The sequence below is a fragment of the Rhodococcus sp. 1163 genome (genome assembly GCF_002091985.1).
Taxonomy (GTDB): domain Bacteria; phylum Actinomycetota; class Actinomycetes; order Mycobacteriales; family Mycobacteriaceae; genus Rhodococcoides.
Window position 1 is genome coordinate 63109 of sequence record NZ_MKKX01000018.1, and the last position, 26987, is coordinate 90095.

General features: G+C 61.8%; 24 protein-coding genes and 1 pseudogene. 12 read left to right on the forward strand and 13 right to left on the reverse strand.

Going from position 1 to position 26987, the window contains the following annotated elements:
- The first annotated feature begins 47 nt into the window (after nucleotides 1-47).
- Nucleotides 48-3839 (forward strand): multifunctional oxoglutarate decarboxylase/oxoglutarate dehydrogenase thiamine pyrophosphate-binding subunit/dihydrolipoyllysine-residue succinyltransferase subunit, encoded by a 3792-nt coding sequence (locus BJD99_RS06430; protein WP_084345994.1) that lies wholly within the window; start codon nucleotides 48-50, stop codon nucleotides 3837-3839.
- Between the two features lie 162 nt (nucleotides 3840-4001).
- On the opposite strand, the gene BJD99_RS06435 is transcribed toward BJD99_RS06430, so the two are convergent.
- Nucleotides 4002-4658 (reverse strand): TetR/AcrR family transcriptional regulator, encoded by a 657-nt coding sequence (locus BJD99_RS06435; RefSeq protein WP_084345995.1) that lies wholly within the window; start codon nucleotides 4656-4658, stop codon nucleotides 4002-4004.
- Nucleotides 4659-4727: 69 nt separating this feature from the next.
- Between BJD99_RS06435 and BJD99_RS06440 the strand changes: the two genes are divergently transcribed.
- From BJD99_RS06440 to BJD99_RS06450, 3 genes are read left to right on the forward strand one after another with little or no spacing between them, the layout of a single operon-like run.
- On the forward strand, nucleotides 4728-6293 hold the full coding sequence (locus BJD99_RS06440; protein ID WP_084345996.1) for an NAD(P)/FAD-dependent oxidoreductase: 1566 nt from the start codon (nucleotides 4728-4730) through the stop codon (nucleotides 6291-6293).
- Nucleotides 6290-7135, forward strand: coding sequence for an SDR family oxidoreductase (locus BJD99_RS06445; RefSeq protein WP_084345997.1), 846 nt, complete (start codon nucleotides 6290-6292; stop codon nucleotides 7133-7135). Before BJD99_RS06440 ends, BJD99_RS06445 begins: the two co-directional genes overlap by 4 nt.
- A 3-nt stretch (nucleotides 7136-7138) precedes the next feature.
- The gene (locus BJD99_RS06450) at nucleotides 7139-8077 is read left to right on the forward strand and encodes an alpha/beta hydrolase (protein ID WP_084345998.1); all 939 of its coding nucleotides are present in this window, start codon (nucleotides 7139-7141) and stop codon (nucleotides 8075-8077) included.
- On the opposite strand, the gene BJD99_RS06455 is transcribed toward BJD99_RS06450, so the two are convergent.
- Entirely contained in the window at nucleotides 8033-8893 is an 861-nt protein-coding gene (locus tag BJD99_RS06455) for a glycine betaine ABC transporter substrate-binding protein (protein ID WP_256895527.1), read from the reverse strand. The genes BJD99_RS06450 and BJD99_RS06455 overlap by 45 nt on opposite strands.
- 186 nt (nucleotides 8894-9079) lie before the next feature.
- Here BJD99_RS06455 and BJD99_RS06460 point away from each other — a divergent pair, with 186 nt between their 5' ends.
- The 4 genes from BJD99_RS06460 to BJD99_RS06475 all read left to right on the forward strand — a co-directional run bounded on the left by BJD99_RS06460 (nucleotide 9080) and on the right by BJD99_RS06475 (nucleotide 12673).
- Entirely contained in the window at nucleotides 9080-10024 is a 945-nt protein-coding gene (locus BJD99_RS06460) for an ABC transporter substrate-binding protein (RefSeq protein ID WP_084346000.1), read from the forward strand.
- Nucleotides 10025-10092: 68 nt separating this feature from the next.
- Complete coding sequence (locus BJD99_RS06465) at nucleotides 10093-11271, forward strand: ABC transporter ATP-binding protein (protein ID WP_084346001.1); 1179 nt, start codon at nucleotides 10093-10095, stop codon at nucleotides 11269-11271.
- Nucleotides 11268-11984 carry an ABC transporter permease gene (locus BJD99_RS06470; protein ID WP_084346002.1) on the forward strand — a complete coding sequence of 239 codons (717 nt, stop codon included), beginning with the start codon at nucleotides 11268-11270 and terminating at the stop codon, nucleotides 11982-11984. The genes BJD99_RS06465 and BJD99_RS06470 overlap by 4 nt, the downstream gene beginning before the upstream one ends.
- Nucleotides 11981-12673 (forward strand): ABC transporter permease, encoded by a 693-nt coding sequence (locus BJD99_RS06475; RefSeq protein ID WP_084346003.1) that lies wholly within the window; start codon nucleotides 11981-11983, stop codon nucleotides 12671-12673. The genes BJD99_RS06470 and BJD99_RS06475 overlap by 4 nt, the downstream gene beginning before the upstream one ends.
- Nucleotides 12674-12746: 73 nt before the next feature.
- On the opposite strand, the gene BJD99_RS06480 is transcribed toward BJD99_RS06475, so the two are convergent.
- The 4 genes and pseudogenes from BJD99_RS06480 to BJD99_RS06495 all read right to left on the reverse strand — a co-directional run bounded on the left by BJD99_RS06480 (nucleotide 12747) and on the right by BJD99_RS06495 (nucleotide 15886).
- Complete coding sequence (locus BJD99_RS06480) at nucleotides 12747-13943, reverse strand: NADP-dependent malic enzyme (protein ID WP_084346004.1); 1197 nt, start codon at nucleotides 13941-13943, stop codon at nucleotides 12747-12749.
- 203 nt (nucleotides 13944-14146) lie between these two features.
- Nucleotides 14147-14407 carry a hypothetical protein gene (locus BJD99_RS06485; RefSeq protein ID WP_256895528.1) on the reverse strand — a complete coding sequence of 87 codons (261 nt, stop codon included), beginning with the start codon at nucleotides 14405-14407 and terminating at the stop codon, nucleotides 14147-14149.
- A 5-nt stretch (nucleotides 14408-14412) separates the two neighbouring features.
- Nucleotides 14413-15026, reverse strand: a pseudogene (locus BJD99_RS06490) (MarC family protein).
- The gene (locus tag BJD99_RS06495; protein ID WP_084346006.1) at nucleotides 15023-15886 is read right to left on the reverse strand and encodes a PHP domain-containing protein; all 864 of its coding nucleotides are present in this window, start codon (nucleotides 15884-15886) and stop codon (nucleotides 15023-15025) included. The pseudogene BJD99_RS06490 and the gene BJD99_RS06495 overlap by 4 nt, the downstream one beginning before the upstream one ends.
- 93 nt (nucleotides 15887-15979) lie before the next feature.
- On the opposite strand from BJD99_RS06495, the gene BJD99_RS06500 reads away from it, so the two are divergent.
- The gene (locus BJD99_RS06500; RefSeq protein WP_179142216.1) at nucleotides 15980-17077 is read left to right on the forward strand and encodes a magnesium and cobalt transport protein CorA; all 1098 of its coding nucleotides are present in this window, start codon (nucleotides 15980-15982) and stop codon (nucleotides 17075-17077) included.
- 31 nt (nucleotides 17078-17108) lie between these two features.
- On the opposite strand, the gene BJD99_RS06505 is transcribed toward BJD99_RS06500, so the two are convergent.
- Entirely contained in the window at nucleotides 17109-17696 is a 588-nt protein-coding gene (locus BJD99_RS06505) for a suppressor of fused domain protein (RefSeq protein WP_179142217.1), read from the reverse strand.
- A gap of 78 nt (nucleotides 17697-17774) precedes the next feature.
- Between BJD99_RS06505 and BJD99_RS06510 the strand changes: the two genes are divergently transcribed.
- From BJD99_RS06510 to BJD99_RS06520, 3 genes are all read left to right on the forward strand, one after another.
- Complete coding sequence (locus BJD99_RS06510; RefSeq protein ID WP_084346346.1) at nucleotides 17775-18488, forward strand: metallophosphoesterase; 714 nt, start codon at nucleotides 17775-17777, stop codon at nucleotides 18486-18488.
- A complete protein-coding gene (locus BJD99_RS06515; protein ID WP_084346008.1) occupies nucleotides 18478-19335 on the forward strand; it encodes a chromosome partitioning protein ParB in 858 nt (285 codons plus the stop codon). Before BJD99_RS06510 ends, BJD99_RS06515 begins: the two co-directional genes overlap by 11 nt.
- Nucleotides 19336-19464: 129 nt before the next feature.
- A complete protein-coding gene (locus BJD99_RS06520; protein WP_084346009.1) occupies nucleotides 19465-20931 on the forward strand; it encodes an MFS transporter in 1467 nt (488 codons plus the stop codon).
- A gap of 38 nt (nucleotides 20932-20969) precedes the next feature.
- On the opposite strand, the gene BJD99_RS06525 is transcribed toward BJD99_RS06520, so the two are convergent.
- The 6 genes from BJD99_RS06525 to BJD99_RS06550 form a co-directional block, all read right to left on the reverse strand.
- The gene (locus tag BJD99_RS06525; RefSeq protein ID WP_084346010.1) at nucleotides 20970-22139 is read right to left on the reverse strand and encodes an ABC transporter ATP-binding protein; all 1170 of its coding nucleotides are present in this window, start codon (nucleotides 22137-22139) and stop codon (nucleotides 20970-20972) included.
- 5 nt (nucleotides 22140-22144) lie between these two features.
- Entirely contained in the window at nucleotides 22145-22978 is an 834-nt protein-coding gene (locus BJD99_RS06530) for a carbohydrate ABC transporter permease (protein WP_084346011.1), read from the reverse strand.
- On the reverse strand, nucleotides 22978-23931 hold the full coding sequence (locus tag BJD99_RS06535; protein WP_084346012.1) for a carbohydrate ABC transporter permease: 954 nt from the start codon (nucleotides 23929-23931) through the stop codon (nucleotides 22978-22980). The genes BJD99_RS06530 and BJD99_RS06535 overlap by 1 nt, the downstream gene beginning before the upstream one ends.
- Nucleotides 23928-25250 (reverse strand): extracellular solute-binding protein, encoded by a 1323-nt coding sequence (locus tag BJD99_RS06540; protein WP_084346013.1) that lies wholly within the window; start codon nucleotides 25248-25250, stop codon nucleotides 23928-23930. The genes BJD99_RS06535 and BJD99_RS06540 overlap by 4 nt, the downstream gene beginning before the upstream one ends.
- A 184-nt stretch (nucleotides 25251-25434) precedes the next feature.
- Complete coding sequence (locus BJD99_RS06545; RefSeq protein WP_084346014.1) at nucleotides 25435-25926, reverse strand: general stress protein; 492 nt, start codon at nucleotides 25924-25926, stop codon at nucleotides 25435-25437.
- A 78-nt stretch (nucleotides 25927-26004) separates the two neighbouring features.
- Nucleotides 26005-26970 carry a CoA ester lyase gene (locus BJD99_RS06550; protein WP_084346347.1) on the reverse strand — a complete coding sequence of 322 codons (966 nt, stop codon included), beginning with the start codon at nucleotides 26968-26970 and terminating at the stop codon, nucleotides 26005-26007.
- Nucleotides 26971-26987 lie beyond the last annotated feature (17 nt).

Consider the following 26987-nt stretch of genomic DNA (forward strand, 5'->3'; position numbering starts at 1 on the left):
CGCGCGTTGATCGGGAACAAAGAGAAGAGACGAGGCGAACTACTGCCGTGAGCAGCAGCTCTACTACCCAATTCGGACAAAACCAATGGCTGGTCGACGAGATGTACCAGCGATTCAAGGAAGACCCAGCGTCTGTGGATGCGAGCTGGCACGAATTCCTCACCGATTACGACCCGGACGCTCCGGCAGGTGACACTGCGTCTGTCCCGAATGGCAGTACAGCGAAGCCCGCCTCCAGCAGCGCCGCTACTTCCGAGAGCAACGCATCGGCGACGAGCGCTTCCGGATCGAACGGCACCGCTCCAGCTCCCCGAAGTGCACCGGTGAAGACCGAATCGCCCAAGGCCGCCGCAGTCAAGCCTGCGCCGACCTCCAAGCCCGCGACGTCGAAAGCCGCAGGTGGAACCTTGACCGCTGCTGCCGCAAAGCCCGCTACTGCGTCCACGAGCGACGCCGGCGAACCGACCAACAAAATTCTTCGCGGAGCTGCAGCAGCCGTCGCGCGGAACATGACTGCTTCTCTGCAGATCCCGACAGCGACCAGCGTGCGCGCGATCCCGGCGAAGCTCATGGTCGACAACCGGTTGGTGATCAACAACCATCTCGCGCGTACACGCGGCGGAAAGATTTCGTTCACGCACATCCTTGGATTTGCGATCGTTCAGGCGATCAAGTCGTTCCCGACCATGAACACCCACTTCGCCGAGATCGACGGCAAGCCGAACGCGGTCACACCCAGTGCCACCAACCTCGGTCTTGCCATCGACCTACCCGGCAAGGACGGCAACCGCACCCTCGTCGTCGCCGCGATCAAGGACACACAGGATCACACTTTCGCTCAGTTCTACAACGCATACGAGGACGTAGTCCGTCGTGCGCGTGACGGCAAGCTGACGGGCGAGGACTTCCAGGGCGTCACGATCTCGCTGACCAACCCCGGTGGTATCGGAACCGTGCATTCGGTTCCACGTCTGATGAGCGGCCAGGGGACGATCATCGGCGCCGGCGCAATGGAATATCCTGCGGAGTTCCAGGGCGCGAGCGACGAACGTCTCGCCGAGCTGGGCGTCGGCAAGCTGATGACCCTCACCTCGACGTACGACCACCGAATCATCCAGGGTGCGGAATCGGGCGACTTCCTTCGCACGATCCACAACTTGCTGATCAGCGACGAGTTCTACGACGAACTGTTCCACTCACTCAAGATCCCGTACGAGCCGATTCGCTGGCGCAAGGATCTGCCCGAGGGAACGGTCGACAAGAACACTCGCGTTCTCGAACTGATCGCCGCGTACCGCAACCGCGGTCACCTGATGGCCGACACCGATCCGCTGCAGTTCACCAAGGACAAGTTCCGGATGCACCCGGATCTCGATGTAATCAGCCACGACCTCACGCTGTGGGACCTCGATCGCGAGTTCAAGGTCGGCGGATTCCACGGCAAGGACAAGATGCGTCTTCGCGACGTACTCAGCGTCCTACGTGACTCCTACTGCCGCCACGTAGGTGTGGAATACACCCACATCCTCGAGACCGATCAGGTCGCCTGGCTGCAGGACCGCGTCGAGACGACACTCGTCAAACCGACCGTGGCACAGCAGAAGTACACATTGAGCAAGCTCAATGCAGCCGAGGCATTCGAGACGTTCCTGCAGACGAAGTACGTCGGCCAGAAGCGCTTCTCGCTCGAAGGCGCCGAATCCGTCATCCCCATGATGGATGCGGTCATCGACCAGAGTGCTGAGTACGCACTCGACGAAGTCGTCATCGGCATGCCGCACCGCGGTCGTCTCAACGTCCTCGCCAATATCGTGGGCAAGCCCTACTCGAAGATCTTCACCGAGTTCGAGGGCAACATGAACCCCGCAGCCGCACATGGCTCGGGCGATGTGAAGTACCACCTCGGCGCCGAGGGCACGTACATCCAGATGTTCGGCGAGAACGACATCAAGGTCTCGCTCACCGCGAACCCGTCTCATCTCGAAGCAGTCGACCCCGTCCTCGAAGGGCTCGTCCGCGCCAAGCAGGATCTGCTCGACAAGGGTGCAGGCGAAGGCGGATTCTCCGTGCTACCGCTGATGCTCCACGGCGACGCAGCGTTCGCAGGCCAGGGCGTCGTCGCAGAAACGCTGAACCTTGCGCTTCTGCGCGGCTACCGCACCGGCGGAACCGTGCACATCGTGGTCAACAACCAGGTCGGCTTCACCACCGCACCCGAGCACTCCCGCTCGTCCGAGTACTGCACCGACGTCGCGAAGATGATCGGCGCACCGATCTTCCACGTCAACGGAGACGACCCCGAGGCCTGCGTACGCGTTGCGCATCTCGCCGTCGACTTCCGGCAGAAGTTCCACAAGGACGTCGTCATCGACATGATCTGCTACCGCAGGCGTGGACACAACGAAGGCGACGACCCTTCGATGACGCAGCCGGCGATGTACGACCTCATCGACACCAAGCGCAGCGTTCGCAAGAGCTACACCGAATCGCTGATCGGCCGTGGCGACATCTCCCTCAAGGAGGCCGAGGACGCACTTCGCGACTACCAGGGCCAGCTCGAACGCGTCTTCAACGAGGTTCGCGAACTCGAGAAGTACACACCGGAGCCCAGCGAGTCGGTCGAACTCGACCAGCAGTTGCCCGCCAAGCTCACGACGGCGGTCGACAAGTCGGTTCTGCACCGCATCGGTGACGCGCATCTCGAGGTTCCGGACGGTTTCAGCGTGCACCCGCGCGTGAAGCCGGTACTCGAAAAGCGTCGCGAAATGTCGTACGAAGGCAAGGTCGACTGGGCATTCGGTGAGCTTCTGGCTCTCGGCAGCCTCGTGGACGAGGGACGCAACGTTCGTTTCTCCGGCCAGGACACCCGTCGCGGAACGTTCTCCCAGCGGCACTCGGTCATCATCGACCGCAAGACCGGCGCCGAGTACACCCCGCTGCACAACATCGGCAGCGAGAATCCCGGCAAGTTCATGGTCTACGACTCCGCACTGAGCGAATTCGCAGCCGTCGGCTTCGAGTACGGCTACTCCGTCGGTGACCCCGATGCACTCGTCATGTGGGAAGCGCAGTTCGGCGACTTCGTCAACGGTGCGCAGTCCATCATCGACGAGTTCATCTCCTCCGGTGAGGCGAAGTGGGGACAGCTGGCCGACGTCGTGCTGCTGTTGCCGCACGGTCACGAAGGACAGGGTCCGGACCACACCTCGGGCCGCATCGAACGATTCCTCACGCTCTGCGCCGAGGGTTCGATGACCGTCTCGGTTCCGTCGACGCCGGCGAACTACTTCCATCTCCTGCGTCGCCACGCGCGGGACGGAATCCGTCGCCCGCTGATCGTCTTCACACCGAAGTCGATGCTGAGGAACAAGGCCGCGGTGTCCAACATCGAGGACTTCACCGACGGCAAGTTCCACTCCGTGTTCGACGAGCCGACCTACGACTCCGGTACCGGTGATCGCAGCAAGGTCAAGCGCGTCCTGATGGTGAGCGGAAAGCTCTACTACGAGCTTCTCGCTCGCAAGCAGAAGGACAACCGCGAAGATGTGGCGATCGTCCGGATCGAACAGCTCTACCCGGTCCCGGTCCACCGGATCACCGAAGCGATCAACAGTTACCCCAACGCAACCGAGTTCCGCTGGGTCCAAGAGGAGCCTGCGAACCAGGGTGCATGGCCGTTCTTCGGTCTCGCGTTCCCAGAATTGATGCCGGACGTTCTCAGCAACATCAAGCGGGTTTCGCGTCGTGCGATGTCGGCACCTTCCTCGGGTTCGAGCAAGGTGCATGCCGTCGAGCAGCTCGAAATCATCGACGAGGCCTTCTCGGGCGTCGGCGAGTAGTTCACTCAACGCCTGATGGCGCATTCGGTCACTTTCGAGCGACCGGGTGCGCCATTCGGCGTTTCGGGACTGTAGGCGCCCGCCCCATCGCTTCAATGGTCCACTCATACGATCAGATAACTTCAGTGCGCCATTCAAGCAAACGGGCGAAGACCTGAAGAGCTAGCCGAGGTCCGCTCCGAACAGCGCGTTGACCATGTCGGGTGTGAGTGCAACCGCCGGCAGAGCCGCGACGTTGAGCGCGATGACTTCTTCGCGGCTTACTTCAGGGTCGCGGAGCCAGGAGATGGTCGCTTCTTCGACGAACGCGATCCAGCCGCGTACGGCAAGGCGGATGGTCGGTGTGGGCTCGATATCGAGTTTGTAGAGCTGGGTGACGGTTCGGTCGGCCATGGTGGTCCGGGTTTGCTCGAACACCTCTCGCATATCGGCGTCTCCCCCTACTGTTCCTCGGAGTAGCGAAATGTAGGTGTCTCGGTTCTCGGTGACGTAGTCGACGTAATTGGCCACTGATTCGCGGAGGAGTTCCAATGGTTCGAGACTGGTGTCCGGCGCCGTGCGTTCGAGCATTGTGTTGCTGGTCTCGCGGACGATGGCGAGGTGAAAGTCCCGTTTCGAGGCGAAGTAGTGGAACAGCAGACCGCGGGAAACGCCTGCTTGATCGGCGATGTCTTCGACCGAAATCTGCTCGAGGGGACGTTCGGAGAGCATGTCGGTTCCGAGTGCGATCAACTGCGCTCGACGATCTTCCGGACTCAGGCGGGTCCGCTTTACTGCTGCCGGTTTCGCAGTCTGCGCTCCGTGCTTCACACTGGCCATCACATCAGTCTACTGATCAACAGTCAATAACTGTTGACTCACACTCAACAAGCTTCTACGCTCACTTACATGAGTCTCTCGGTAACGGACACTTCGGAGCGCGTGACTACGCCGCGCCAGGTCGACACTGTCATCATCGGTAGCGGGTTCGCAGGCCTCGGTGCTGCGATCAAGCTGACGCAGGAGGGCAAGAGGAACTTCCTCGTCCTCGAACGTGGAAGCGACGTCGGGGGGACGTGGCGCGACAACACTTACCCGGGAGCTGCGTGCGATGTTCCCTCGCACCTGTACTCGTACTCGTTCGCCCTCAACCCGGAGTGGACTCGCTCGTTCTCCACGCAGCCCGAAATCCAGAAGTACATCGAATCCGTCGCTCGCAAGTACGGCGTCATGGACCGACACGTGTTCGGTTCGGACGTCACCTCGGTTCGCTGGAATGCAGACACTTCACGGTGGGACATCAGCGCCAGCACCGGTGAATACTCGGCAAAGATCGTCGTTCCCGCCGTCGGCGCACTGTGCGAGCCGAACCTTCCACCTATCAAGGGAATCGAAGGCTTCGAGGGTGAAATTTTCCATTCGGCGCAGTGGAATCACGACGCGAAGCTCGACGGCAAACGCGTCGCGGTCATCGGAACCGGCGCCTCCGCCATCCAGATCGTCCCTGCCATCGCGGAGACGGTCTCGCACCTCGACGTCTATCAGCGAACCGCGCCCTGGATTCTTCCTCGCGCCGACCGCGCCTACACAAAGTTCGAGCGCTTCGCGTTCAAGCACATTCCCGGATTCCAGCGCCTCTCGAGGACCGGAATCTACGCAGCGCGCGAGACTCAGGTCCTCGGCCTCGCCAAGCAGCCGAAGCTGATGAAAATTTTGGAGTTGGTAGCGCGCCGACAGATCGTCAACGGCATCAAGGACAAGTCGTTGCGTAAGAAGGTCACGCCGAACTTCCGTATCGGATGCAAGCGCATGCTCATCTCCAATACGTACTACCCCGCCTTGGACCGCACGAACGTCGACCTCGTCACCGAGGGTATCCGCGAGGTTCGCGCCCACTCGATCGTCAGCACGGACGGAACCGAACGCCCGATCGATGCGCTGATCGTGGCCACCGGTTTCCATGTCACGGATTCGCCTGCGTACCAGGGTATCTACGGCAAGAACGGTGAGTCGCTCGCGCAGACCTTCGAAAAGGAAGGTCAGCAGGGATACAAGGGCGCGGCCATCTCGAACTTCCCCAACATGTTCTTTCTCGTAGGCCCGAATACCGGTTTGGGACACACGTCGATGGTCTTCATGATCGAATCACAGCTCAACTACGTCATCGACGCCATCGACACGATCGACAAGCACGACATCGGCGTCATCGAGGTTCGAAAGGATATCCAGGACGACTACAACGCCGATCTTCAGGACCGAATGGCCGACAGCGTCTGGATGAACGGGGGTTGTGCTAGCTGGTACCTGGACAAACATGGCAACAACACCACTCTGTGGCCGGACTTCACGTTCCGTTTCCGAAAGATCACCAGAAAGTTCGACCTCGCTGCGTACCGCAGTACTGCAGCTTCCGACCTTCCCAGCCCTCTCGGCAGCACCCTGGCCGGCACCGACACCAAGGTAGTGACACAGTGAGTTCGAAGTCAGCGCACGAATTTACCGGCAAAGTAGCAGTCGTCACCGGCGCAGGTTCGGGGATCGGCCGTGCACTCGCGCTCGAGCTTGCCCGGCGAGGCGCAAAGCTCGCACTCTCGGACGTCGACGTCAACGGGCTCGAAGAGACCGTTCGGCAGGCGGAGGCACTCGGCGCCGAGGTGAAGTCCGACTTCCTCGACGTCACGCAGCGCGAGACCGTGCTCGACTATGCAGATGCCGTCGCCGCCCGATTCGGGAAGATCAATCAGATCTACAACAATGCGGGTATCGCCTATCACGGTGACGTGGAGAGCTCCTCGTTCAAGGACATCGAGCGCATCGTCGATGTCGATTTCTGGGGAGTTGTCAACGGCACCAAGGCATTTCTTCCCCATATTCAAGCTTCCGGTGACGGACACATCGTGAACATCTCGAGCCTCTTCGGGTTATTGGCGATGCCGTCGCAAGCTGCATACAACGCCGCGAAATTCGCGGTCCGCGGGTTCAGCGAGGCACTTCGGATAGAGCTACTGATTTCGAAGGCGCCGGTGAAGATGACAGTGGTGCATCCGGGTGGCATCAAGACCGCTATCGCGCGTAATGCCACCGTCGCCGAGAACTACGACCAAGCGTCCGTTGCGAAGTTCTTCGATTCGAAGCTGGCAAAGACCACACCTGACAAGGCAGCCAAGACCATCCTCGCGGGGGTGGAGAAGGGGAAGGGCCGAGTGCTCATCGGAGCCGATGCCATCGCGCTCGACCTGTTGCAGCGGGTGACCGGTTCGAAGTATCAGCGGGTCATCGCCACGGTGTCCGCCCGCGTCATGCCGCGAAAGATATAGAGCATGAGGTCCTTTTATCTGCCACTCCCCCTTGTCGCTGCATCGTTGAAGCCGTTCTATCGGTTGGCGTTGAATGCGCGCTTACCGTTCACGGTTCAACGCAAAATTCTCGAAGCGGCATCTCCACTACAGACCTTGCCGCACGGAACCGTCAGCGAAAAGCTCACGCTCGCCGGACGACAGGCGGAACGCATCACAGTCGGCGCGACGGAACGTACGACGGCAGTGCTCTACCTGCACGGCGGCGCGTACACCATCGGTTCGATTGCCACTCACCGCTCGCTGGCGGCACACCTTGCTCGCGAGTCTGCCAGCGCGGTATACGTTCTCGACTACTCACTGGCACCGGAAAATCCGTTGCCCGCTGGATTGAACGACGCCGTTGCCGCCTTCCGCGAGTTGGTGACTTCGCACGGGTTCAGTGCTGATCGGGTTGCGATTGCAGGCGACTCCGCCGGCGGTGGTCTGGCAGTTGCTACGGCTCGTCGACTCGTGGACGACGGAATTCTGCCTGCCGCACTCGGATTGATCTCTCCATGGGTCGACCCTGGTGCTCGCGACGCGCAATTCGATCGAGATCTGGTCGTCAATACGGCTTGGTCGTTCTCCTCCGCCGATGCGTATCTGCACGAAGGTGATCCACTCGATCAGAGATTCGCTCCCCTGCACGGGGATTTGTCGGGGCTACCGCCGGTCGTCATGCATGTCGGAACATCCGAGGTGCTGTATCCACAGATCGTCGCCTTTCACGACAAGCTCCTGTTGTCCGGCGTCGAAGTCGACTATGTCGAATACGAAAAGCTGTGGCACGTCGCGCACCTGCAGGCCTCGATACTGCGCGAGGCAGCTGATGCAGTGCACCACATGGGCGCATTTCTCGGCACGAGAGTGCGCACTTCAGAGGTTGTGTTCGCCGAGCCAACGAGCAGCGACCTCGTCTGATTTCGCACCCCCGCGGACCTCGCCGATCATGTCGGCGAGGTCTGCGGTCGTCAATTCACCGGCGACCACGCCGAACGCTTTGATTTCGTTCTCGTTCAACACGCCGTCTCGAAAGAGTGGTACGACGTTCTGGGCCCGGAACGTTCCTTCGTCGTCTTCGAGTGCGGTCAGATCCTTGGCCTTCGGCCCTGACGACGCGGTACGAATCACGCCGGCGGACACACCCTCCGCTACCTCGACCGCCTCGACGACTGCATCTTCGTCGGCCTCGATCCGGACCGAGGCAAAACTGCACCCGTAGCGATCCCGCACTCTGTTCAATGCCTCGGCGTTCGCCGAAGTGACCGATACCGTGGCCTGCGAACAGTTCGACGCGATGTCGGTGATCGTTTCGGCTCCCGAAAAAGGCGCGCCGTCAGCGATGACCAGTGCCACACCGTCTTCGGCGGTGGCATAGTCCGAGACGGACAACCCCTGCGGAAGCGACTTGTTGAGGTCGGCGAACACATCGTCCGCTTCGGTAGCCTCGGACGTCGAATCGAACGTGTCGAGGAGTTCGCCCATCAGCTCCGGCACGACGTCGACGTCGCCTCGGTCGAGTGCCGCCAGGGAGTCACCGCTGTCACCCGCGTCCAACTCGGTGCGCACCTCTGCTCCGGTCGAGCGAAGCGCCCCGGCGTAAATCTGCGCCAAAAGCTCACTGTGCACGGTGTCCGATGAACCCACCACGATGGTCGAGGAAGGCTGCTCAGCTGCCCCGCACGACATCGCGGCGCACGAGAGGAGGGCTAGAACTACGACCCGTAGGCCTGACACACGCACTTTTCCACAAGCTCCGTTCACAGCCGATGTCGGTGGCAAGGTTTATCGTTCCACCACAACGGGAACTGAGGCCAACGAGATGCTCTTCGGGGCAACCCTATGTCTAAACTTGCTCGGATCACCATCCCGATCTGCCTAGACACCGGTCAGTCGACGCGCCGGTACCGATGGAAGGACCACATGAACATCACCCGAACCACACGCGTCCTGGCTGCACTGTCGATTTCGGCGCTCGCGCTGACAGCATGCGGCAACAACGACGATCCCTTGTCCAGTGGCGGCGGGAGCAACGGGGACACCAACTCCATCGTGGTGGGCTCGGCCAACTTCCCGGAGTCCGAGACCGTGGCGAATATTTACGCAGAAGCACTGCGCGCCAATGGTTTCGAGGTGGGTACCAAATTCAACATCGGTAGCCGTGAAGCCTACATCCCGGCAGTGAAGGACGGGTCGATCGATCTGGTCCCTGATTACACAGGCAACCTCCTGCAGTACTTGGACGAGTCGGCAACGGCGACTTCGTCCGAGGATGTTCTGGCTGCCCTCCCCGACGCACTCGGGCCGGACTTGTCCGTGACGGCACAGGCACCCGGTGAGGACAAGGATGCCGTCGTCGTCAGCCGTTCGACGGCAACCGAACGCAAGCTGACCACAATCGGCGATCTAGCGCCCTTCTCTGCGGACGTCACCTTCGCGGGCACGCCCGAGTTCCAGGAACGCGTCGGTGGGCTACCGGGGTTGAGTTCGAAGTACGGCCTCGACATCGCGGCAGGAAACTACGTTCCGATCTCCGACGGGGGCGGCCCAGCGACCGTCGAAGCTCTGGTCTCCGGCAAGGTCACTGCCGCCGACATCTTCACCACTTCGCCCGCAATCGCGCAGAACGACCTCGTAGTACTCGAGGACCCGGAGAACAACTTCGCTGCACAGAACATCATCCCGGTCCTCAATACCGCGAAGCAGTCGGACAAGCTCACGAAGGTACTCGACGCAGTGTCCGCGCAGATCACCACCGAAGAACTGATCGCCCTCAACACTTCGGTTTCCGGTGACGCCAAAGTCGAACCGGCGGCAGCGGCGAAGGCCTGGGTAGCGCAGAAGGGACTGGACAAGCCGATCAGCTGATTGCACGTCCATCGACGCATGCTCTTCACCGGCGGTTTGCCAGTGCACCGACGAGAGGCACCCCAGTAGTGATCACTTTCGAGAGTGTGAACAAGACATATCCGGACGGCACGACGGCCGTCGACTCGCTTGATCTGGTGATCGACCCCCAGTCGTTCACGGTGTTCGTCGGGCCGTCGGGCTGCGGTAAGACCACCTCGATGCGGATGATCAACCGCATGATCACTCCCACTTCGGGAGTGATCACGGTCGATGGAAAGAACATCGCCGACGCCGACGCCGTGAAGCTGCGGCGCGGCATCGGATACGTCATTCAGAGCGCAGGACTGTTGCCGCACCGCACGGTCGTCGACAACGTCGCCACCGTGCCGGTGTTGCGTGGCGCCACGAGGCGCGCCGCGCGCAAGGCCGCATTGGATGTTCTCGAACGAGTAGGCCTCGACCCAGCTTTCGCTTCTCGCTACCCGGCGCAGTTGTCCGGTGGCCAGCAGCAAAGAGTCGGTGTCGCCCGCGCACTGGCCGCGGATCCGCCGATCCTGTTGATGGACGAGCCTTTCAGTGCTGTCGATCCGGTGGTCCGCGAGGACCTGCAAACCGAAATGCTCCGCCTACAAGCGGACTTGAAGAAGACCATAGTGTTCGTCACTCACGACATCGACGAAGCCGTCCGACTCGGCGATCACATTGCCGTCTTCGGACCCCATGGGAGACTGCAGCAGTACGACAAGCCAGAGACCATCTTGTCTGCACCGGCCACCTCCTTCGTGGCCTCGTTCGTCGGTCGCGATCGTGGCTACCGTGGGCTCTCCTTCAGGTCGGCTCAGTCGGTCACCCTGCACTCGATCGACACCGCAACCGAGAGCGAAGTGAAGTCCCTTCGGCTGAACCAAGGGCAGTGGGTTCTCGTTGTGGACTCGGCACGTCGTCCACTCGGTTGGATCGATGTCACCGGGGTCGAGAAGGTTCGCGACGGTCGGGCGCTCGAGGACAGCACCGCAGCGGGCGGGTCACTGTTCACCCAAGGTGGGGATCTGCGCCAAGCGCTCGACTCGGCCATCTCGTCGCCGTCGGGAATCGGGGTCGCGGTCGACGACACCGGAGCAGCTGTCGGCAGCGTCGACGCCGCAGAGATCCTCGAAAACCTTGCTATGCAACGTAAGTCCGAGGACGAAGAACGAAACCGGCACCACTTCAGTTCGGGGCAACACAGCAGTTCCATCCAACACAGCGAGGACGACAAGCAGTGAAGTGGCTGGTCGACAACTTCGATGTCGTCCTGGGCCTCGCCAAGACGCACCTCTACCTTTCGATTGTTCCGTTGCTCATCGGACTGGTCATTGCGATACCAGTCGGCACACTCATCCGGAACACACGATGGGTGCGACGCACCACGCTGACGCTGGCCAGCATTGCTTTCACCATTCCCTCACTGGCACTGTTCGTCACTGTTCCAGCGATCGTCGGTCTCCCCATTCTCGATCCGCTCAACGTCGTCATCGCACTGGCGGTGTACTCGACTGCTCTTCTGATTCGGGCCGTTCCCGAAGCGTTGGACTCGGTGCCGTTCGCAGTGGTCGATTCTGCCGAGGCCATGGGTTACTCGACGATTCGGCGCGCGGTATCCGTCGAGTTGCCGCTGTCACTTCCGGTGCTGATCGCGAACGTCAGGGTCGTGGCGGTCACGAATATTTCGCTCGTGTCGGTCGGCTCGGTAATCGGCATCGGTGGCCTCGGTCAACTGTTCACCCAGGGCTATCAGCGTGATTACCCGGACCAGATCGTGGCCGGCATCATTTCCATCGTCTTTCTGGCGCTCGTATTCGATGCGGTGCTGTATCTACTCGGCCGTTGGCTCACACCGTGGACTCGCCTCAGCTCGGCCTCGAAGAAGAAGACCACCGCTTCCCAGAAGACCACCGTTTCCCAGAAGGCCACAGGCTCGACGGAGGGGCCGGCATGAACTTGTTCTCGGAGGCCTTTTCCTACATCTTCGACGCCGGAAACTGGGCCGGGCCCACCGGAATCGGCGCCCGCATTGTCGAGCACATCTGGTACAGCCTGCTTGCGGTGGTGATCTCGGCGGCCATCGCGATACCCATCGGCCTGCTGATCGGACACCTCAGGAGAGGTGAAGCCCTCGTCGTCGGACTCGTCAATGCACTCCGATCGCTACCGACACTCGGCATTCTGGTGTTCCTGGTTCTGGTCATCGGGTTAGGACTGGTGCCCCCGATCATCGCGCTGGTTCTCCTCGGTATTCCACCTCTCCTTGCCGGGACCTACTCCGGAATTGCGAACGTCGACGCCGATGTGGTGGACGCTGCCAGAGCTATGGGCATGACCGAACTGCAAGTGCTCTTCCGCGTGGAAATCCCCAACGCGCTGCCGCTGATGATCGGTGGCCTCAGAAACACCACGCTTCAGATCATCGCCACCGCGACCGTTGCGGCCTACGTCAACCTCGGTGGGCTCGGTCGCTACATTTTCGACGGCCTCGCACTCTACGACTACGGGCGCGTGCTTGTCGGCGCAATCCTGGTCGCGGTGCTGACCCTGATCGTGGACGGTCTGCTGGCCCTTGCGGTCTGGGCTTCGGTTCCGGGTACAGGTCGGCTCAAACGCATGCCTTCGCGCGTGGCCGAGGTTTAGCTCGAGAGAACGAAAAAGCACCCCGCACCATGCCTGGTTGAGGCTAGGTCCGGGGTGCTTCTTCTATTCGGTCCTACGCGACACCCTCGGCTCGCGCTGCTGCCGCAACTGCGTCCGCAACGGCCGGGGCTACGCGAGGGTCGAGCGGGCTCGGCACGATTTTGTCCGCAGCCAACTCATCGCCGAGAACCGAGAGGATTGCCTCGGCAGCGGCGAGTTTCATGCCTTCGGTTATGCGGCGTGCTCCGGCGTCGAGTGCGCCTTTGAACACGCCGGGGAAGGCGAGCACATTGTTGATCTGATTCGGGAAGTCACTGCGACCTGTCGCGACGATCGCGGCGTAGAGGCTCGCTCGCTCAGGGTGAATCTCGGGATCCGGGTTCGAGAGGGCGAACACGATCGACTCCGGTGCCATCGACGCGATGCAGGACTCGTCGATCTGTCCAGCGGAGACTCCGAGAAACACGTCGGCTCCGGCGAGCGCATCGGCAGCACTCCCCGACAGCCCGCGAGGATTGGTCCGCGAGGCCAGGTCTGTTTTCACCGAGTTCAAGTCGGTGCGATCGGCCGAGACGATTCCCTTGGAATCGAGCACGACGACATCCGGAGTGCCTGCAGCCAAAAGAATGTTGGCGCACGCGACGCCTGCAGCACCGGCCCCGGAGATGACGACCTTCAACCCTGCAGTGCTACGCCCCTGGAACTTCGCTGCGCCGTTGAGGGCAGCGAGAACGACGATGGCGGTGCCGTGCTGGTCGTCGTGCATCACCGGGCAGTCGAGAGCTTCGATGACGCGCCTCTCGATTTCGAAGCAACGCGGCGCGGAGATGTCTTCGAGATTGACGGCACCGAAGCTGTGACGCAGACGAACGATGGTGTCGACGATCTCGTCGACGTCCTGGGTGTCGATGACGATCGGGATGGAGTTCAGGCCGGCAAATTTTTTGAACAGAGCCGCTTTGCCCTCCATGACCGGAAGCGATGCGCGGGGGCCGATGTCACCGAGTCCGAGAACAGCCGAACCGTCGGAGATGACAGCGACGAGGCGGTCGGTCCAGGTGTACTTCTTGGCAAGCGCGGAATCTTCCGCGATAGCGCGACTCACCTGAGCTACCCCAGGGGTGTACGCGATGGAAAGGTCACGTTGAGTCTCGAGTGGAGAGGCCAGTTCGACGGACAGCTTTCCACCGACGTGTCCGAGGAATATCTCCTCGTCGGTGATAGCGGACAGGTTTCCTGTGTTGCTGATCGGTTCGGTCACGGTGGTCACGTTAGCTCCTATGGAATCCGGTTTCGATACCGTCCAGGAATTCGAGGGAGGTGTCACCGAGCGCGCCATCGTGCGGCTGCATCTGCGGGAGAACCGATCTACACAGTCGGTATGACGCGGTGGCGCCGAAAACTGCAGGAGTCAGTGTGCCACTGCGGTCCGCGGGTTGGCAACATGTCGGGCATCGCCACCGACAGGTGAGGTCAACTCCACCACTGAGTCCAGAGCAACCCACCTGCGATGACAAGGACGGCGGTCGATGCGAGAGCCGAGGACCCTCGACGACGGTGATCGGAGAAGTGCTGCGCGAGGATGGCGGTAACTGCGGCCGCGATGTGGGCGACTACCGAGACCGTGCCCGGCCCGGGAAACGCACGTTGATTTCCAAGATATTGGGCGCCCACGACAAGGATGGCCATGACGACGAGCCCTGCTGCGACGGCCCCACTCAACGCTCTAAGCACACCCGTCAACCTCCTGTGATGAAGCCGCGGACGGAGTCCGCGATGAGCTGGACGGCAATTGCAGCCAGCAGCAGGCCCGCGATGCGAGCAAGCAAGGTGATGCCACCGACACCCAGGATTCGTATCAATACCGTCGAAAATCTGAGCACTGCGAAGAACAGTATGTGAATGGTGATGATGGCAAGCGCCACGGCTGCGAGGGACCGACCCGCCCGTCGGCTTGGCTGACATAGACGATGACGGCTGCGATCGCACCCGGCCCCGCCATCAGCGGGGTGCCGAGGGGGACGAGCGCGACGTTGACTTCCTCGGCCTCGGTGCCACCACCTGCACTTTTGCCGGTGAGCAGTGACAGTGCGATGAGGAGAAGCAACAGTCCGCCCGCGCCCTGAAGCGCCGGTATTCCGATGTGCAGGTAGCCGAGAATGGCCTGGCCACCGATGGCGAAGACGGTGATGACCGTCAGCGAGACCGCGGGAGCTTGCCAGGCGGCGCGATTTCGCTCTTCTTTGCTCTTGCGTCCGACCAGGGACAGGAAGACAGGAATGGCGCCCGGTGGGTCCATGATGACGAACAGCGTGATCAGGACCGTCAGGTAGAGGGTGGTATCGAAGTTCATACAGACAGTCCGGATGCCTGCGATACCAACCGCTCGTAGTCGTCCACGTGCGTCATGTGTTGACCGAGCTTCAGTTCCTTGTTTCGACCGTGATAGTCGGACGAGCCTGTGACGATCAGGTCGAGCTCGCCGGCGAGCTCGCGGAGTAACCGAGTGTCCTCGGCGTTGTGATCGGCATGGTCGACCTCGATACCCCCGAGTCCCCCGATTCCTCCGGGCTCGAGCGAGACGAGTTCACGGATCTGTGCGAGATCGAGCAGTCTTCCCCGGGTCCTGGCGCGTGCGTGCGCGAGCACACTGACTCCTCCCGCTGCCGCGATCATCTCCACGGCCCGATCGAGCGGGGTGTCGACTTTGGGAACGTAGTACTGGCTCCCGGTACTCAAGGGTCCGTCGAACGCTGCCTGCACGCTCGGGACGGCGCCGGCGTCGACGAGCGCACGTGCCAGGTGGGGCCGGCCGGCCGACGGGCCGGTCCCGGCAAGAATGTCTTCCGGGTCGATGCTGGGATAGTCGACGGCCAGTAGCTCGGCCATGCGTCCGATCCTCGTGCTGCGTTCTTCACGCAATCGCGCACGTTCGAGCGCGAAGGCTTCGTTCTCGGGATCGAACAAGTACGCCAGCAGGTGTACCGGAACCGGATCGCCGTCCTCGCCTCGACCGGTGCAGGACATCTCCATTCCGCGCACCACGGTCAGACCGGCAGGTGCCGCCTCCAGCGCCTCGTCCCAACCGGCCGTAGTGTCGTGATCGGTCAGCGCAACGACATCGAGACCTGCCGCGCGCGCCGCACGAACCAACTCCGCCGGCGTATCGGTGCCGTCGGACGCGGAAGAATGAGTGTGAAGATCTATGCGCACGAGGGAAAGTCTCTCAGGCGTAGGATTGCGCGTCGCTCGCCGCCCAGAACAATCCGCCCTCGAAGAACCCGCCCTCGACGAAGGAGTGCAGCCATGCCATCTCTACCACCACGGCCTTCGCTGCCGTCCCTGCACTCGCTGCGGCCCTCTACCCGATCGGCGGCTCGCGTGCCGAAAGTCCCGGTGCCGACCGCCCGCGCCATCGTCGACTGTGCCGTGTACGTCGACGGCGTCCGGTTGGCGGGCAAATTCACTCATTCCGCTGCCATCGCAGAGGTCCGCAGACGCGGCGACGGATTCGTCTGGGTCGGCCTGCACGCCCCGGACGAAGGCCAGATGAACAGTGTCGCCGAGTGCTACGGCCTGCACGAGTTGATGGCAGAGGACGCGGTTCACGCCCACCAGCGCCCCAAACTCGAACGATACGACGACGTTTCGTTTCTCGTTCTCCGAACGGTGAGCTACGTCGAGCACGAATCGGCGACGACGGCCAACGAGTTGGTCGAGAGCGGCGAGATCATGGTTTTCCTCGGTCGGGACTTCGTGGTGACCGTCCGGCACGGCGAACATTCCGGGCTCTCCGGCGTGCGTCATCGACTGGAGCAGAATCCGGAGCACCTTGCGCTGGGGCCGACCGCAGTTCTGCATGCCGTCGCCGATCACGTCGTCGACGAGTATCTGGCGGTGACGTCTTCGATCGAACGTGACGTCGACGTGATGGAGGAGGAAGTGTTCTCCCCCGATGATCACGTTCCGATCGAGAACATCTATCTACTCAAGCGCGAGGTCGTCGAGTTGCGGCGCTCGGTTACGCCACTGTCGACGCCGTTGAGCCAGTTGGTGCAGGGTGTGGACACTCCTGTTCCGAAGGCGATACGCCGGTATCTGCGCGATGTCGCGGACCACCACACGCTGGTTGCGGAGCGGGTGGCCGAGTTCGACGAGGTGCTGAGTTCGCTGGTCGATGCTGCGTTGGCGCGGGTGACGATGCAGCAGAACATGGACATGCGCAAGATCTCGGCGTGGGTGGCCATCGCCGCGGTGCCGACAATGGTGGCAGGCATCTACGGCATGAACTTCGACAACATCCCGGAACTGCATTGGAAATATGGCTACTACGGCGTCATCGGAGTCGTAGCGGTCGTATGCATCAGCTTGTTCGCGACGTTCCGGCGCAACAACTGGCTCTGACCGCCGGCAAGCCGCGTCGAACTCGGTGTGACTAGAGGGTCACAGCCGACCGAGCAGGGTCGCGAACATCGATACCTGCTTCTTTCCATGCGTCCCGAAGCGCTTCGGCGCCGCGCAGTCGTACCCATGCAGCCTCGGTACTGGTGATCGGAACCAGTTGCAGGAACTTCACCGGATCTGCGGGCTCCGGCAGCACCAGATCCTCGATCTCACTGTCTCCGAGCAACACCGCAGTGAAGGGTGCGCCCTTCCACAACGGTTCGCCGATATCGAGCAGAAGATCCGGGCGCAGAACCACCCCTTCCACCGACGGCGACGCCGCCAACTTGGCGATGTTCTGCAGGAACGAGGTGTCGATACCGTCGAAGACTCTCGTGATGAGAATGAGTTCGGCTCGGGGACCGCGGGTCGCGTCGGCGATCATCTCACTGGGATCGGACATGGGGTATCGAGAACATCCCAGAGTTGCGAATCTGGCGAACGCATCCTGCCGGGGCAGAAATGTCAGCACTTCCAACGATTCGAGGCCGAGGAAGGTGACCGAGTAGGGGCGGGGATTCTCGTCCCCGATCTGCGCGACGAGGTGTGCGCGGACCGAGGAAACGACGCTGTCGCTCACAGTGCCATCCAACACCACCGCAGTCCGAACGGCGCGTTCGGTGCATCACGAAACGTGGTTGTCGGTAGCGTCGGGCACGTGGTCTCCGTCCTAGCCGTCTCCGACGAAACTATCGAGACCCTGTGGAGCACACAGGTGCGCTCGCTCGATGTCGACCTCGTTCTCGGGGCCGGCGACCTGCCCTTCGAATACTTGGAATACCTGACCGATGCGTTGAATGCACCGTGCGTGTTCGTCCCCGGAAATCACGACGCGGACTTGACCGGATACTCGGCCGGGCGGGTCGGATGGATGCGCGCGGGTCTGCCCAGCGCCTGGCCAGGGCCGGTAGGTGCGGTGAACGCCGACCGCACGATCGTGTCGGCGGCGGGGTTGCGCATCGCGGGCCTGGGTGGATCGATTCGGTACAACGATGGCCCCAATCAGTGGACTCAACGTCAACAGCGTCGCCGAGCCCGGTCCCTCACCCGCACCGAATCGTGGAAACGAACGGTGCGCGGCGACCTGCGCGGTGTGGACGTGCTCCTGACGCACAGCCCGCCGTTCGGAGTCGGCGACGACACCGATCCCGCGCACGTCGGATTCGAATGTCTGGACGACGTCGTCCGTTCGCTGCAACCCCAGTTGCTTCTGCACGGTCACATCCATCCCCACGGGCAGACACCGGAAGACCTCGAGTTGCACGGGACCACCGTCCTCAACACGGTCGGATACACCTTGCTCGAGATCGAACCGGGTGGCCGAGCAGCTGAGAACGTACCCACGATCGTGAGGCGACGACATGGCACGTGACACCGGCTTTCCCACCGCCGATGCGGAGAACGACTTCACGCGGCAGCGCCGACGCGCCGACATCGCACGATTGGTCGGGTGGTTGCGTCGACAACCTGACGACGTCAACACCATCCTGCCGTTCGACGAGGTCGTCGCCGCTCTCGGCAAGGTGGGTGAGCGCCAACTCGGCTTGCAGGTCATCCGGGTCGACTCCATCGTCGGAAGCGTGGACCGCACACGCGACTTCGATCGGTTCTTCCGACCGACCTCGGCACGGGTTCGGGAGCGGTGGCAGCGCCTCGCCGCCGCCCAAAGACGTGGCGAGTCCATGCCGCCGATTCAGGTGTATCGCATCGGGTCGATGCATTTCGTCATCGACGGCCACCATCGGGTGTCCATCGCTTTCGCCATGCACCGAACCACGATCGACGCTTTCGTTACCGAAATCATCACGCGCATCTCCCCCGAGGGCATCACCAGGCGCGGTGATCTGCTCATCAAGGATCACCGACGCATCTTCCTCACCCGCGTGCCCTTGGTCGGCAAGGCCCGCGACGCGGTGCAGGTCACCGATCCGTTCGAGTACGCGGAATTGAGTGAATGCGTCGAAGCCTGGGGTTTCCGGCTGATCCAGGAGTTATCAGAATTCGTCGATCGCCCAACCGTTGCCCGACGCTGGTTCGGCGAAGAGTTCCTCCCCGTCGTCAGGATGGTGCGCGCCGCCGACATCCTGGAAGGCAAGACGGACGCCGAGGCGTACCTGTGGATGATCCGCGAACGGTATCGCCTGGTGCGCGAACATATCTGGAACGACGAGATCGTCTCCGAACTCCGCGAGCGGGCGCGAGACACCCAACGTTCGTGAACCTCGCGTCGTAGTCGCGAGAGACATGCGCGCCTTCCCCCTCTACAGAAACTCTGATAAGCATTTAGGTGCACACATCAAGTTTTTTGATGTCTCTTGCTCCATCGAAATGTAACGGGGTTCTTCCGCATGTCATCCGCGGTTCGCACGGAAGATCTACGACCAGGAGTTCTACTGCTGCCGGGTCTGTGCTTCGTGGTGATGACGGTTGCCGTCCTCCAGACGATGGTCATCCCGATCGTCGGAACGATAGGGATGCAGCTCGACGTCAGCCCTACCGCCGCCGGATGGGTGCTCACCGCCAATCTCCTCGCCGCCGTCGTCGCGACCCCGGTCATCGGCAGGTTGGCAGACCTGCACGGCAAACGCCCCGTACTCATCGGCGTTCTGCTGCTCGTGCTCGCAGGTTCCCTCATCGCCGCGAGCACCCACTCCCTCGCACTTCTGATCTTCGGACGGGTGCTTCAAGGTGTGTCGTACGCGCTGTTTCCGATTGCGTTGGCAATCCTTCGCGACGAGATGCCGCACAGAAAACTTGTCGGCTCGATGGCCATTCTTTCCGGCACTCTCGGCGTCGGTGGCGGGTTCGGGCTCGTCCTGACGGGTTTGCTGACCGCGGACGGCGCCGACTACCACCGCGTCTTCTGGCTGACCGCGGTGTTCGTCCTCGGGGCTCTCGTGATCGCGTGGTTCGCCGTTCCAGCGCGAGCCCGCACTGGCCGTGGCTCGGTGGACTGGTGGGGCGCAGTCCTCCTCGCCATAGCGCTGGTCCTGCTTTTCCTTGCGTTGACGCAGGGCAGGGATTGGGGGTGGGGCTCGGTCGCGACCCTTGCCTGCGCGATCATCGGAGCCATCACGCTCGCACTGTGGTGGATATTCGAGAACAAGACCGCAGCTCCCCTCGTGGCACCGCGCCTACTCACGCACGGACCGCTGCTGGCGACCAATATCGCAACACTCTTCGTCGGTATCGGAATGTTCGTCAACTTCCTCGCGTGCTCGTACTTCGTGCAGACACCTCGTGAACTCGCCGGTTACGGCTTCAGCGCAACCGTGCTCGGGGCCAGCGTCGTGTATCTGCTGCCCGGAGCTGTCGTCGGCGTCATTGCCGCAACCTGCAGCGGGATATTCATCCGACGCTTCGGTGCACGACCGATACTGATCACGAGCGGTGGAATCGGAGTCTTCGGCTTCGTGTTCTTTGTCTTCTTCCACACCGCCACCTGGCAGGTCATTCTCGCGACGTCGATCGTCAGCGTCTTCGTCAGCCTCGCCTTCGCGGCGATACCGAACCTGCTGATGGCCGAGGTCTCCGCCTCCGACACCGGCGTCGCGAACAGCGTCAACTCGATCGTCCGAACCGTCGGAACGTCCATTGCGAGTGCACTTCTCACCACTATGCTGGCCACCTACACCATTGCAGGAACCTCGATTCCACGCGAAATGGTGTACACGTTTGCATTCGTCGCCGGAGCGATCGCGTGCACCATCGTGGCCTTGGCTGCAACGGCAATACGAGTGGAACCACCTGTAACCGTCAACGTCACCGAGGTTGCGCGCGACAGCGGGGTCGCGCAGGTACACGGAAACCGATAGTGGGCCATCGATTTCCGCCTACCTGCGCGCCGGACCGCCTACAGGGTCAGGTTTGCACCCGATGCATGGTCGAACACGGACACCTTCGCGGGATCGAACCACAACTCGATCTGGCTGCCCTCGGCTGCCTTGGACTCTGCCGCCAACCGTGCAACGACCTGCGCGCCACCGAGATTGCCGATGCCCGCATCGGCAGCCAATTCCTGTAGTTCGGCGGACTCGACCTGAGCACCCGCCAGCGTGAAGTACACGTACTTGTCACTGCCCATCGACTCGAGAACGTCGACTTTCGCGGTGAAGACCGCGCCGCTGATCTTCTGGTAACCGTCGATGAGTGCAGCATCCTCGAAATGTTCGGGCCGAATGCCGACGACAACTTCACGCCCCGGATTCTTCGACTTGATCGAGTCCATTCGGTCCAGTGGAAGCTCGATGTCGCCGAGGTCGGTGGACACACCGTTCGCGGTGAGCTGTCCCGGCACGAAGTTCATCGAAGGAGATCCGATGAAACCGCCCACGAACAGGTTCTTGGGCTTGTCGTAGAGCTCCTGCGGTGAGCCGATCTGCTGCACGCGTCCACCACGCAACACCACGACCCGATCGCCGAGAGTCATGGCCTCGGTCTGATCGTGCGTCACGTACACCGTGGTGGTGCCCAGCCGCTTCTGCAGCCTGGAGATCTCCGCACGCGTCTGCACACGCAGCTTGGCGTCGAGGTTCGACAACGGCTCATCCATGAGGAACGCCTTGGGGGTGCGAACGATGGCGCGCCCCATCGCAACTCGCTGACGCTGGCCGCCGGAGAGATTTGCCGGCCGACGATCGAGGTGCTGGGTCAGATCGAGGATCTTCGCAGCCTCCTCCACCTTCTCGTTGATCTCGTTCTTGCTGAGCTTGGCGAGAGTCAACGGGAACGCGATGTTCTGTCGCACCGTCATATGCGGGTACAACGCGTAGGACTGGAACACCATCGCGATATCGCGATCCTTCGGAGCCTTCTCGTTGACACGCTCCCCTGCGATACGCAGCTCACCGGACGAGATGTCCTCGAGACCCGCGATCATATTGAGCGTCGTGGACTTTCCACACCCCGACGGCCCGACGAGAATGATGAACTCGCCGTCCGCGATGGTCATGGACACGTCGCTGACGGCAGCGGCACCGTCCGGGAAGAGCTTGGTGATGTTTTCGAGAACAATTTCGGACATGACGGTTATCCCTTCACTGCGCCGGACGTCAAGCCCGCCACGATGCGTCGTTGGAAAAAGAGCACGAAAACGATGATTGGAATGGTGATGACCACTGCTGCTGCTGCGATCGATCCTGTCGGCTCCTCGAACTGCGAGCTGCCGGTGAACTGCGCGATCGCGGCAGGCGCGGTGATGGACCTCTCGGTCGCAGTCAACGAGATGGCCAACAGCAGGTCGTTCCAGGCGAAGATGAACACCAAGATGGCGGCCGTCACGATGCCGGGAGCCGCCAGCGGAGCGATGACTTTACGGAAAGCTTGAGCTGGAGTGGCGCCATCCATCTTCGCCGCTTTCTCGAGCTCCCAAGGAATCTCCCGGAAGAACGCGGAGAGCGTGTAGATCGCCAGCGGCAAAGCGAACGTGGTGTACGGGATGATCAGACCCAGCCAGGTGTCGAAAAGGCCGAGAGCACGCTCGATGTCGAACAGCGGAGTGACGAGCGAGATCTGCGGGAACATCGCGATGAGCAACGCGACACCGACGAGCAACTTCTTGCCGGGGAAGTCCAATCGCGCGACGGCATATGCCGCCATCGTGCCGATCACGACGGCGATGACCGTGGTGATGAGACCGATTCCGATCGAGTTGATCAGAGCCGACGTGAACTGACTGGTGGAGAAGATTCCCTTGTAGTTGTCGAACGTGAAGGACCGGGGAATGAACGCGCCGTCGGTGATCGTGGCCGTCGACTTGAACGACAAACTGATGATCCAGGCCAACGGAACGAGCGCGTACAGCAGGACGAGGACATTGATGACCGTCCAGCCGACCTTCTTACGAGGCGTCACTGTCGTCATTATTTACGGCCTCCGTCGTCCGAGCCCGGCGCCGAAGCCCCGAACAGCTTGATGAACACGAACGCGATGATGGCGACGCAGAAGAAGATGAGAACGCTGATCGCCGAACCGAGTCCGAGATTGAATGCGCCGAACAGGTTGTCGTAACCGAGAATCGACACCGAGCCCGTGCCGTTGCTGCCCTTGGTCAACACGTAGATGTTGTCGAAGATGCGGAACGCATCCAAGGTGCGGAAGAGGACCGCGACGAGAATCGCCGGCTTCATCAGCGGAATCGTGATGCGCAGCAACCTCGTCCAGGCACCGGCCCCATCGACCTCGGCAGCCTTGAGCAGATCGTCCGGGACGAGTGCGAGTCCGGCCAGCAGCAGAAGAGCCATGAACGGCGTGGTCTTCCACACCTCGGCGAGGACGATGATCGCCAACGACGGGAACTGTTCGGTGAGAGGCGCACTGCCGTCGGGCAGGAGGTTGGCGAGATACCCGGTGCCCGGCGTCCACGCGTAGTACCAGCTGTATGCCGCCGCGACCGTCACGATGCCGTACGGAATCAGGACCACGGTACGAACGAGACCGCGACCGAAGATGGTGCGGTGCATGACAAGTGCCACAGCCAACCCGAGGACGAACTCGATGATCACCGACACGATCGTGATTCCCACTGTGACACCGAACGCCTGCCACCAGTAACTGTCCGAGAGCACCGTCACGTAGTTCGAGAAGCCTACGAACTCACGGTCGTCGGGGAAGGCCAAGTTGTACTTCTGCAGACTGAGCCAGAGTGCATAGACGATCGGATACCCGGTGACTGCCACCATGATGATCGCGGCGGGCGCAACCAGCATGAGCCCGAGTCGACGCTCGGCCTTTTTACCTTCTGATATCTGTTTCAGCGCATCCTGTCTGGCCGGCGCGACGGACCCGGATTCGGGCTCGGTTGTCGGTGCGCTCATGGGATCAGCCCTTCCGAGTTGACGGCCTTGGTAACGAGATCGGCGAGCTTGTCCACGTCGGCGACAGGGTCGATGTTCTGCGGTGGATTCAGCGCGTCGGTGAGCAGGATCGAAATGGACTGATATGCCGGGGAAACGGGTCGGACCGCAGAGTTCTCGATCGAGTTGAGCACGCCTTCCCACGCTGGGTAGACCGCCTGGAACTCAGGATCCTGGTAAAGCTGCCGCAGGACCGGTGGCACGCCGCCGTTGACTGCGTTGTTTCGCTGGTTCTCCTCGTTCGTCAAGCATGCGACGGCTTCCCAGGCGAGGTCCTCGTGCTGGGTCGTGTTCGCCACGCCGATGTTGAATCCACCGATCGTGACCTTGGCGGGCGTGTTTTCCTTGACAGCTGGATACGGAGCGCTTCGGAAGACCTCGGCGATTGCCGCATCCTGTTGATCGGCAGGAACATTCGACAGATCGAGAAATGGAACCGCACCGGCGATCGCGTTCTCTTTCAGGCCGGGCAGGACGAACGGGTAGTTGACCTCGAATGCGGAGCTACCTGCTTCGAGTCCGAGTCGGGCCGTCGCTTCGTCGGTCTGAGAAATCGACGGATCCGCACCGTCGGCGGTTGCAACTCGTTTCATGATCGAGAGTGCTTTTTCGGTGGCCGCGCGATGCTCCGGAGTGTCGTTGAGGGTGACAGTCGTACCGTCATCACCGACTACCTGCCCGCCTGCGCTGACGAGGAGGCTGTTGAACCACACCATCAGGCCCTCGTACTGCTTGGCCTGAACCCCGATGTACGACGGTTTGCCCTCTGCCGCATTCGCTTCGGCGACGTCGATCAACTGATCCCACGTTTGCGGGGGTACGCCGCCGGGAACCTGGTCCGGGCGATACCAGAGCAGCTGCGTGTTCGAGTTGAGCGGAACCGCGTACAGCTGGTCCTGCCATTGCGCCGTTGCCAGGGGACCTTCGAGGGTCGACCCGTCGCGCAGTGTGGCGGACAACTCCTCGGGAACCGGCAGCGCCCAACCTGCTTCGGCGAACTCCGCCGTCCAGACGACGTCGAGTGTCATCAGATCGAGTGAACTGTCGTTGCCCGCCAACCGTCGAGCCAGCTGAAGCCGCTGATCGTTGGCGCTCTTGGGGAGTGTTCGTTGCTCCACGGTGTAGCGGCCACCCGACGCCGCCGAACAGGCCTGCGCGGCGGCCGCGTACTGCTCGGCACCGTCCGCGGCTGTATAGAAACTCAGCACCGGGGTGCTGCTGTCTGAAGATCCACATGCCGCCAACAACGGAGTGACGACCAGAGCAGCTGCGGCCAACACCCCTATCCTGGTTGCGTTTCTCGGCCTCGGATCACGTTGTCTCGGCACTTTCCGCCTCCGTATTTTCGATTACTCGCGCAGCAGTTGCTCCGGTCTACCCTGCGCGTAGAGAAACGTAACCGAACTCACAGTCCTCGAGGCGAAATTGGGACTATTCCGTAATGTCCCTGACTCCGCTATCGGGTCAGATCGACAGCTTCGCGAGCATGTCCCGGGCCTTCTCGGCACTCTTGGGCTCGCACAAGACGTCGTAGCGACCGGCGACGAGCTGCATGCTCGACGCGAAGTCACGTTGCCCGCGCGTTGCTGCGTACGGAATGGCAGTGGAGATGAGGCCGAAGATGATGCCGCCGACGATTCCGATGGCCAAAGCACCGAAAAGGTTGCCGTTGGTGAAGATTCCGAGGACGAGACCGAGGAATACGCCCAGCCACGCGCCCGAAACAATTCCTCCGCCAATAACTTTGGCCCACGTGAGTCTGCCCAGGACTCGCTCGACCTGCATGAGGTCGACGCCGACGATCGTGACGTCTTGAACGGAGAACTCCTGATCGGAGAGGTAGTCGACAGCCTTCTGAGCCTCGGCATAGGTGGGGTAGGAGCCGATCGGCCATCCTGACGGAGGAGTCGGAAGTCCTTGGCCACCGCGGCCGGGCTGCGAGAGTGGATTCGTCATGTATCCATTGTGCCTGGGAACGGACACAACAGATACCCGTTGTGGTGTTTCACCATGCCCAGTGTGTCTCCGGGCGAATTACGTTGCCGGCGGCGTGAACGAGGTCGTCCGCGTCATGCCTGCGGCTCTCCCCTTCGCCGATACGACAAGCGCCATCTTTCGGCTGGCCTCGTCGATCATCTCGTCCCCCAACATGACAGCACCACGGCCGCCGCCTGCGGCGGAGGTATGGAACTCGTAGGCCTCGAGGATCATCTCGGCCTTGTCGAAGTCGGACTGACGCGGGCTGAATATCTCGTTGGCAGCATCGATCTGCGTCGGGTGCAGTACCCATTTCCCGTCGAAACCGAGGCCCGCGGTGCGTCCCGCGGCGCGCCGGAACGCGTCGAGGTCGCGAATCTGGAGGTACGGTCCGTCGATCGCCTGCAGCCCGTGGGTGCGCGCGGCCAACAGGATGGTCATCAGAATGTGGTGATAAGCGTCGCCGGTGTCGTAGCCCTCAGGTTGTTCGCCGACGACAAGTGTGCGCATGTTGACGCTGGCCATCAGGTCTGCAGGACCGAAGACCAGGGTTCGGACACGAGGACTCGCAGTAGCGATCGCGTCGATGTTGCGCAGGCTTCTCGCACTCTCGATCTGTGGCTCGATGTCGATTGCGCCCACCGGCAGACCCGCAAGCTTTTCCACCTGCGTGAGCAACAGATCGAGCGCCTGGACGTGCGAGGCGGTCTCGACCTTGGGGAGCAGGATCGCGTCCAGGTTGCCGCCTGCACCGGAGACGACCTCGATCACATCACCGTGCGTCCACGGCGTCGTCCAATCGTTGACGCGGACGACCTTGATCTGTTCACCCCAGCCGTCGGAGTTGAGCGCCTCCACTATCCGTCCACGCGCTTCTACCTTCGCGATCGCGGCGACCGCATCCTCGAGGTCGAGAAAGATCGCGTCGGCGGGAAGTGTCTTGGCTTTCTCGATCATCTTCGCGGAACTGCCGGGAACGGCAAGAACCGATCGACGCGGACGGTCTCGCTCCACCGAAGTCACGTTCACGCCACCCCTGT

What these genes read in the sequence shown, in the direction of transcription:
- BJD99_RS06525 (WP_084346010.1), bottom strand. Translation starts at nt 22,139, where the DNA reads ATGTCCGAAATTGTTCTCGAAAACATCACCAAGCTCTTCCCGGACGGT.
- BJD99_RS06545 (WP_084346014.1), bottom strand. Translation starts at nt 25,926, where the DNA reads ATGACGAATCCACTCTCGCAGCCCGGCCGCGGTGGCCAAGGACTTCCG.
- BJD99_RS06535 (WP_084346012.1), bottom strand. Translation starts at nt 23,931, where the DNA reads ATGAGCGCACCGACAACCGAGCCCGAATCCGGGTCCGTCGCGCCGGCC.
- BJD99_RS06450 (WP_084345998.1), top strand. Translation starts at nt 7,139, where the DNA reads ATGAGGTCCTTTTATCTGCCACTCCCCCTTGTCGCTGCATCGTTGAAG.
- BJD99_RS06460 (WP_084346000.1), top strand. Translation starts at nt 9,080, where the DNA reads ATGAACATCACCCGAACCACACGCGTCCTGGCTGCACTGTCGATTTCG.
- BJD99_RS06475 (WP_084346003.1), top strand. Translation starts at nt 11,981, where the DNA reads ATGAACTTGTTCTCGGAGGCCTTTTCCTACATCTTCGACGCCGGAAAC.
- BJD99_RS06520 (WP_084346009.1), top strand. Translation starts at nt 19,465, where the DNA reads ATGTCATCCGCGGTTCGCACGGAAGATCTACGACCAGGAGTTCTACTG.
- BJD99_RS06435 (WP_084345995.1), bottom strand. Translation starts at nt 4,658, where the DNA reads ATGGCCAGTGTGAAGCACGGAGCGCAGACTGCGAAACCGGCAGCAGTA.
- BJD99_RS06500 (WP_179142216.1), top strand. Translation starts at nt 15,980, where the DNA reads ATGCCATCTCTACCACCACGGCCTTCGCTGCCGTCCCTGCACTCGCTG.
- BJD99_RS06515 (WP_084346008.1), top strand. Translation starts at nt 18,478, where the DNA reads ATGGCACGTGACACCGGCTTTCCCACCGCCGATGCGGAGAACGACTTC.
- BJD99_RS06440 (WP_084345996.1), top strand. Translation starts at nt 4,728, where the DNA reads ATGAGTCTCTCGGTAACGGACACTTCGGAGCGCGTGACTACGCCGCGC.
- BJD99_RS06530 (WP_084346011.1), bottom strand. Translation starts at nt 22,978, where the DNA reads ATGACGACAGTGACGCCTCGTAAGAAGGTCGGCTGGACGGTCATCAAT.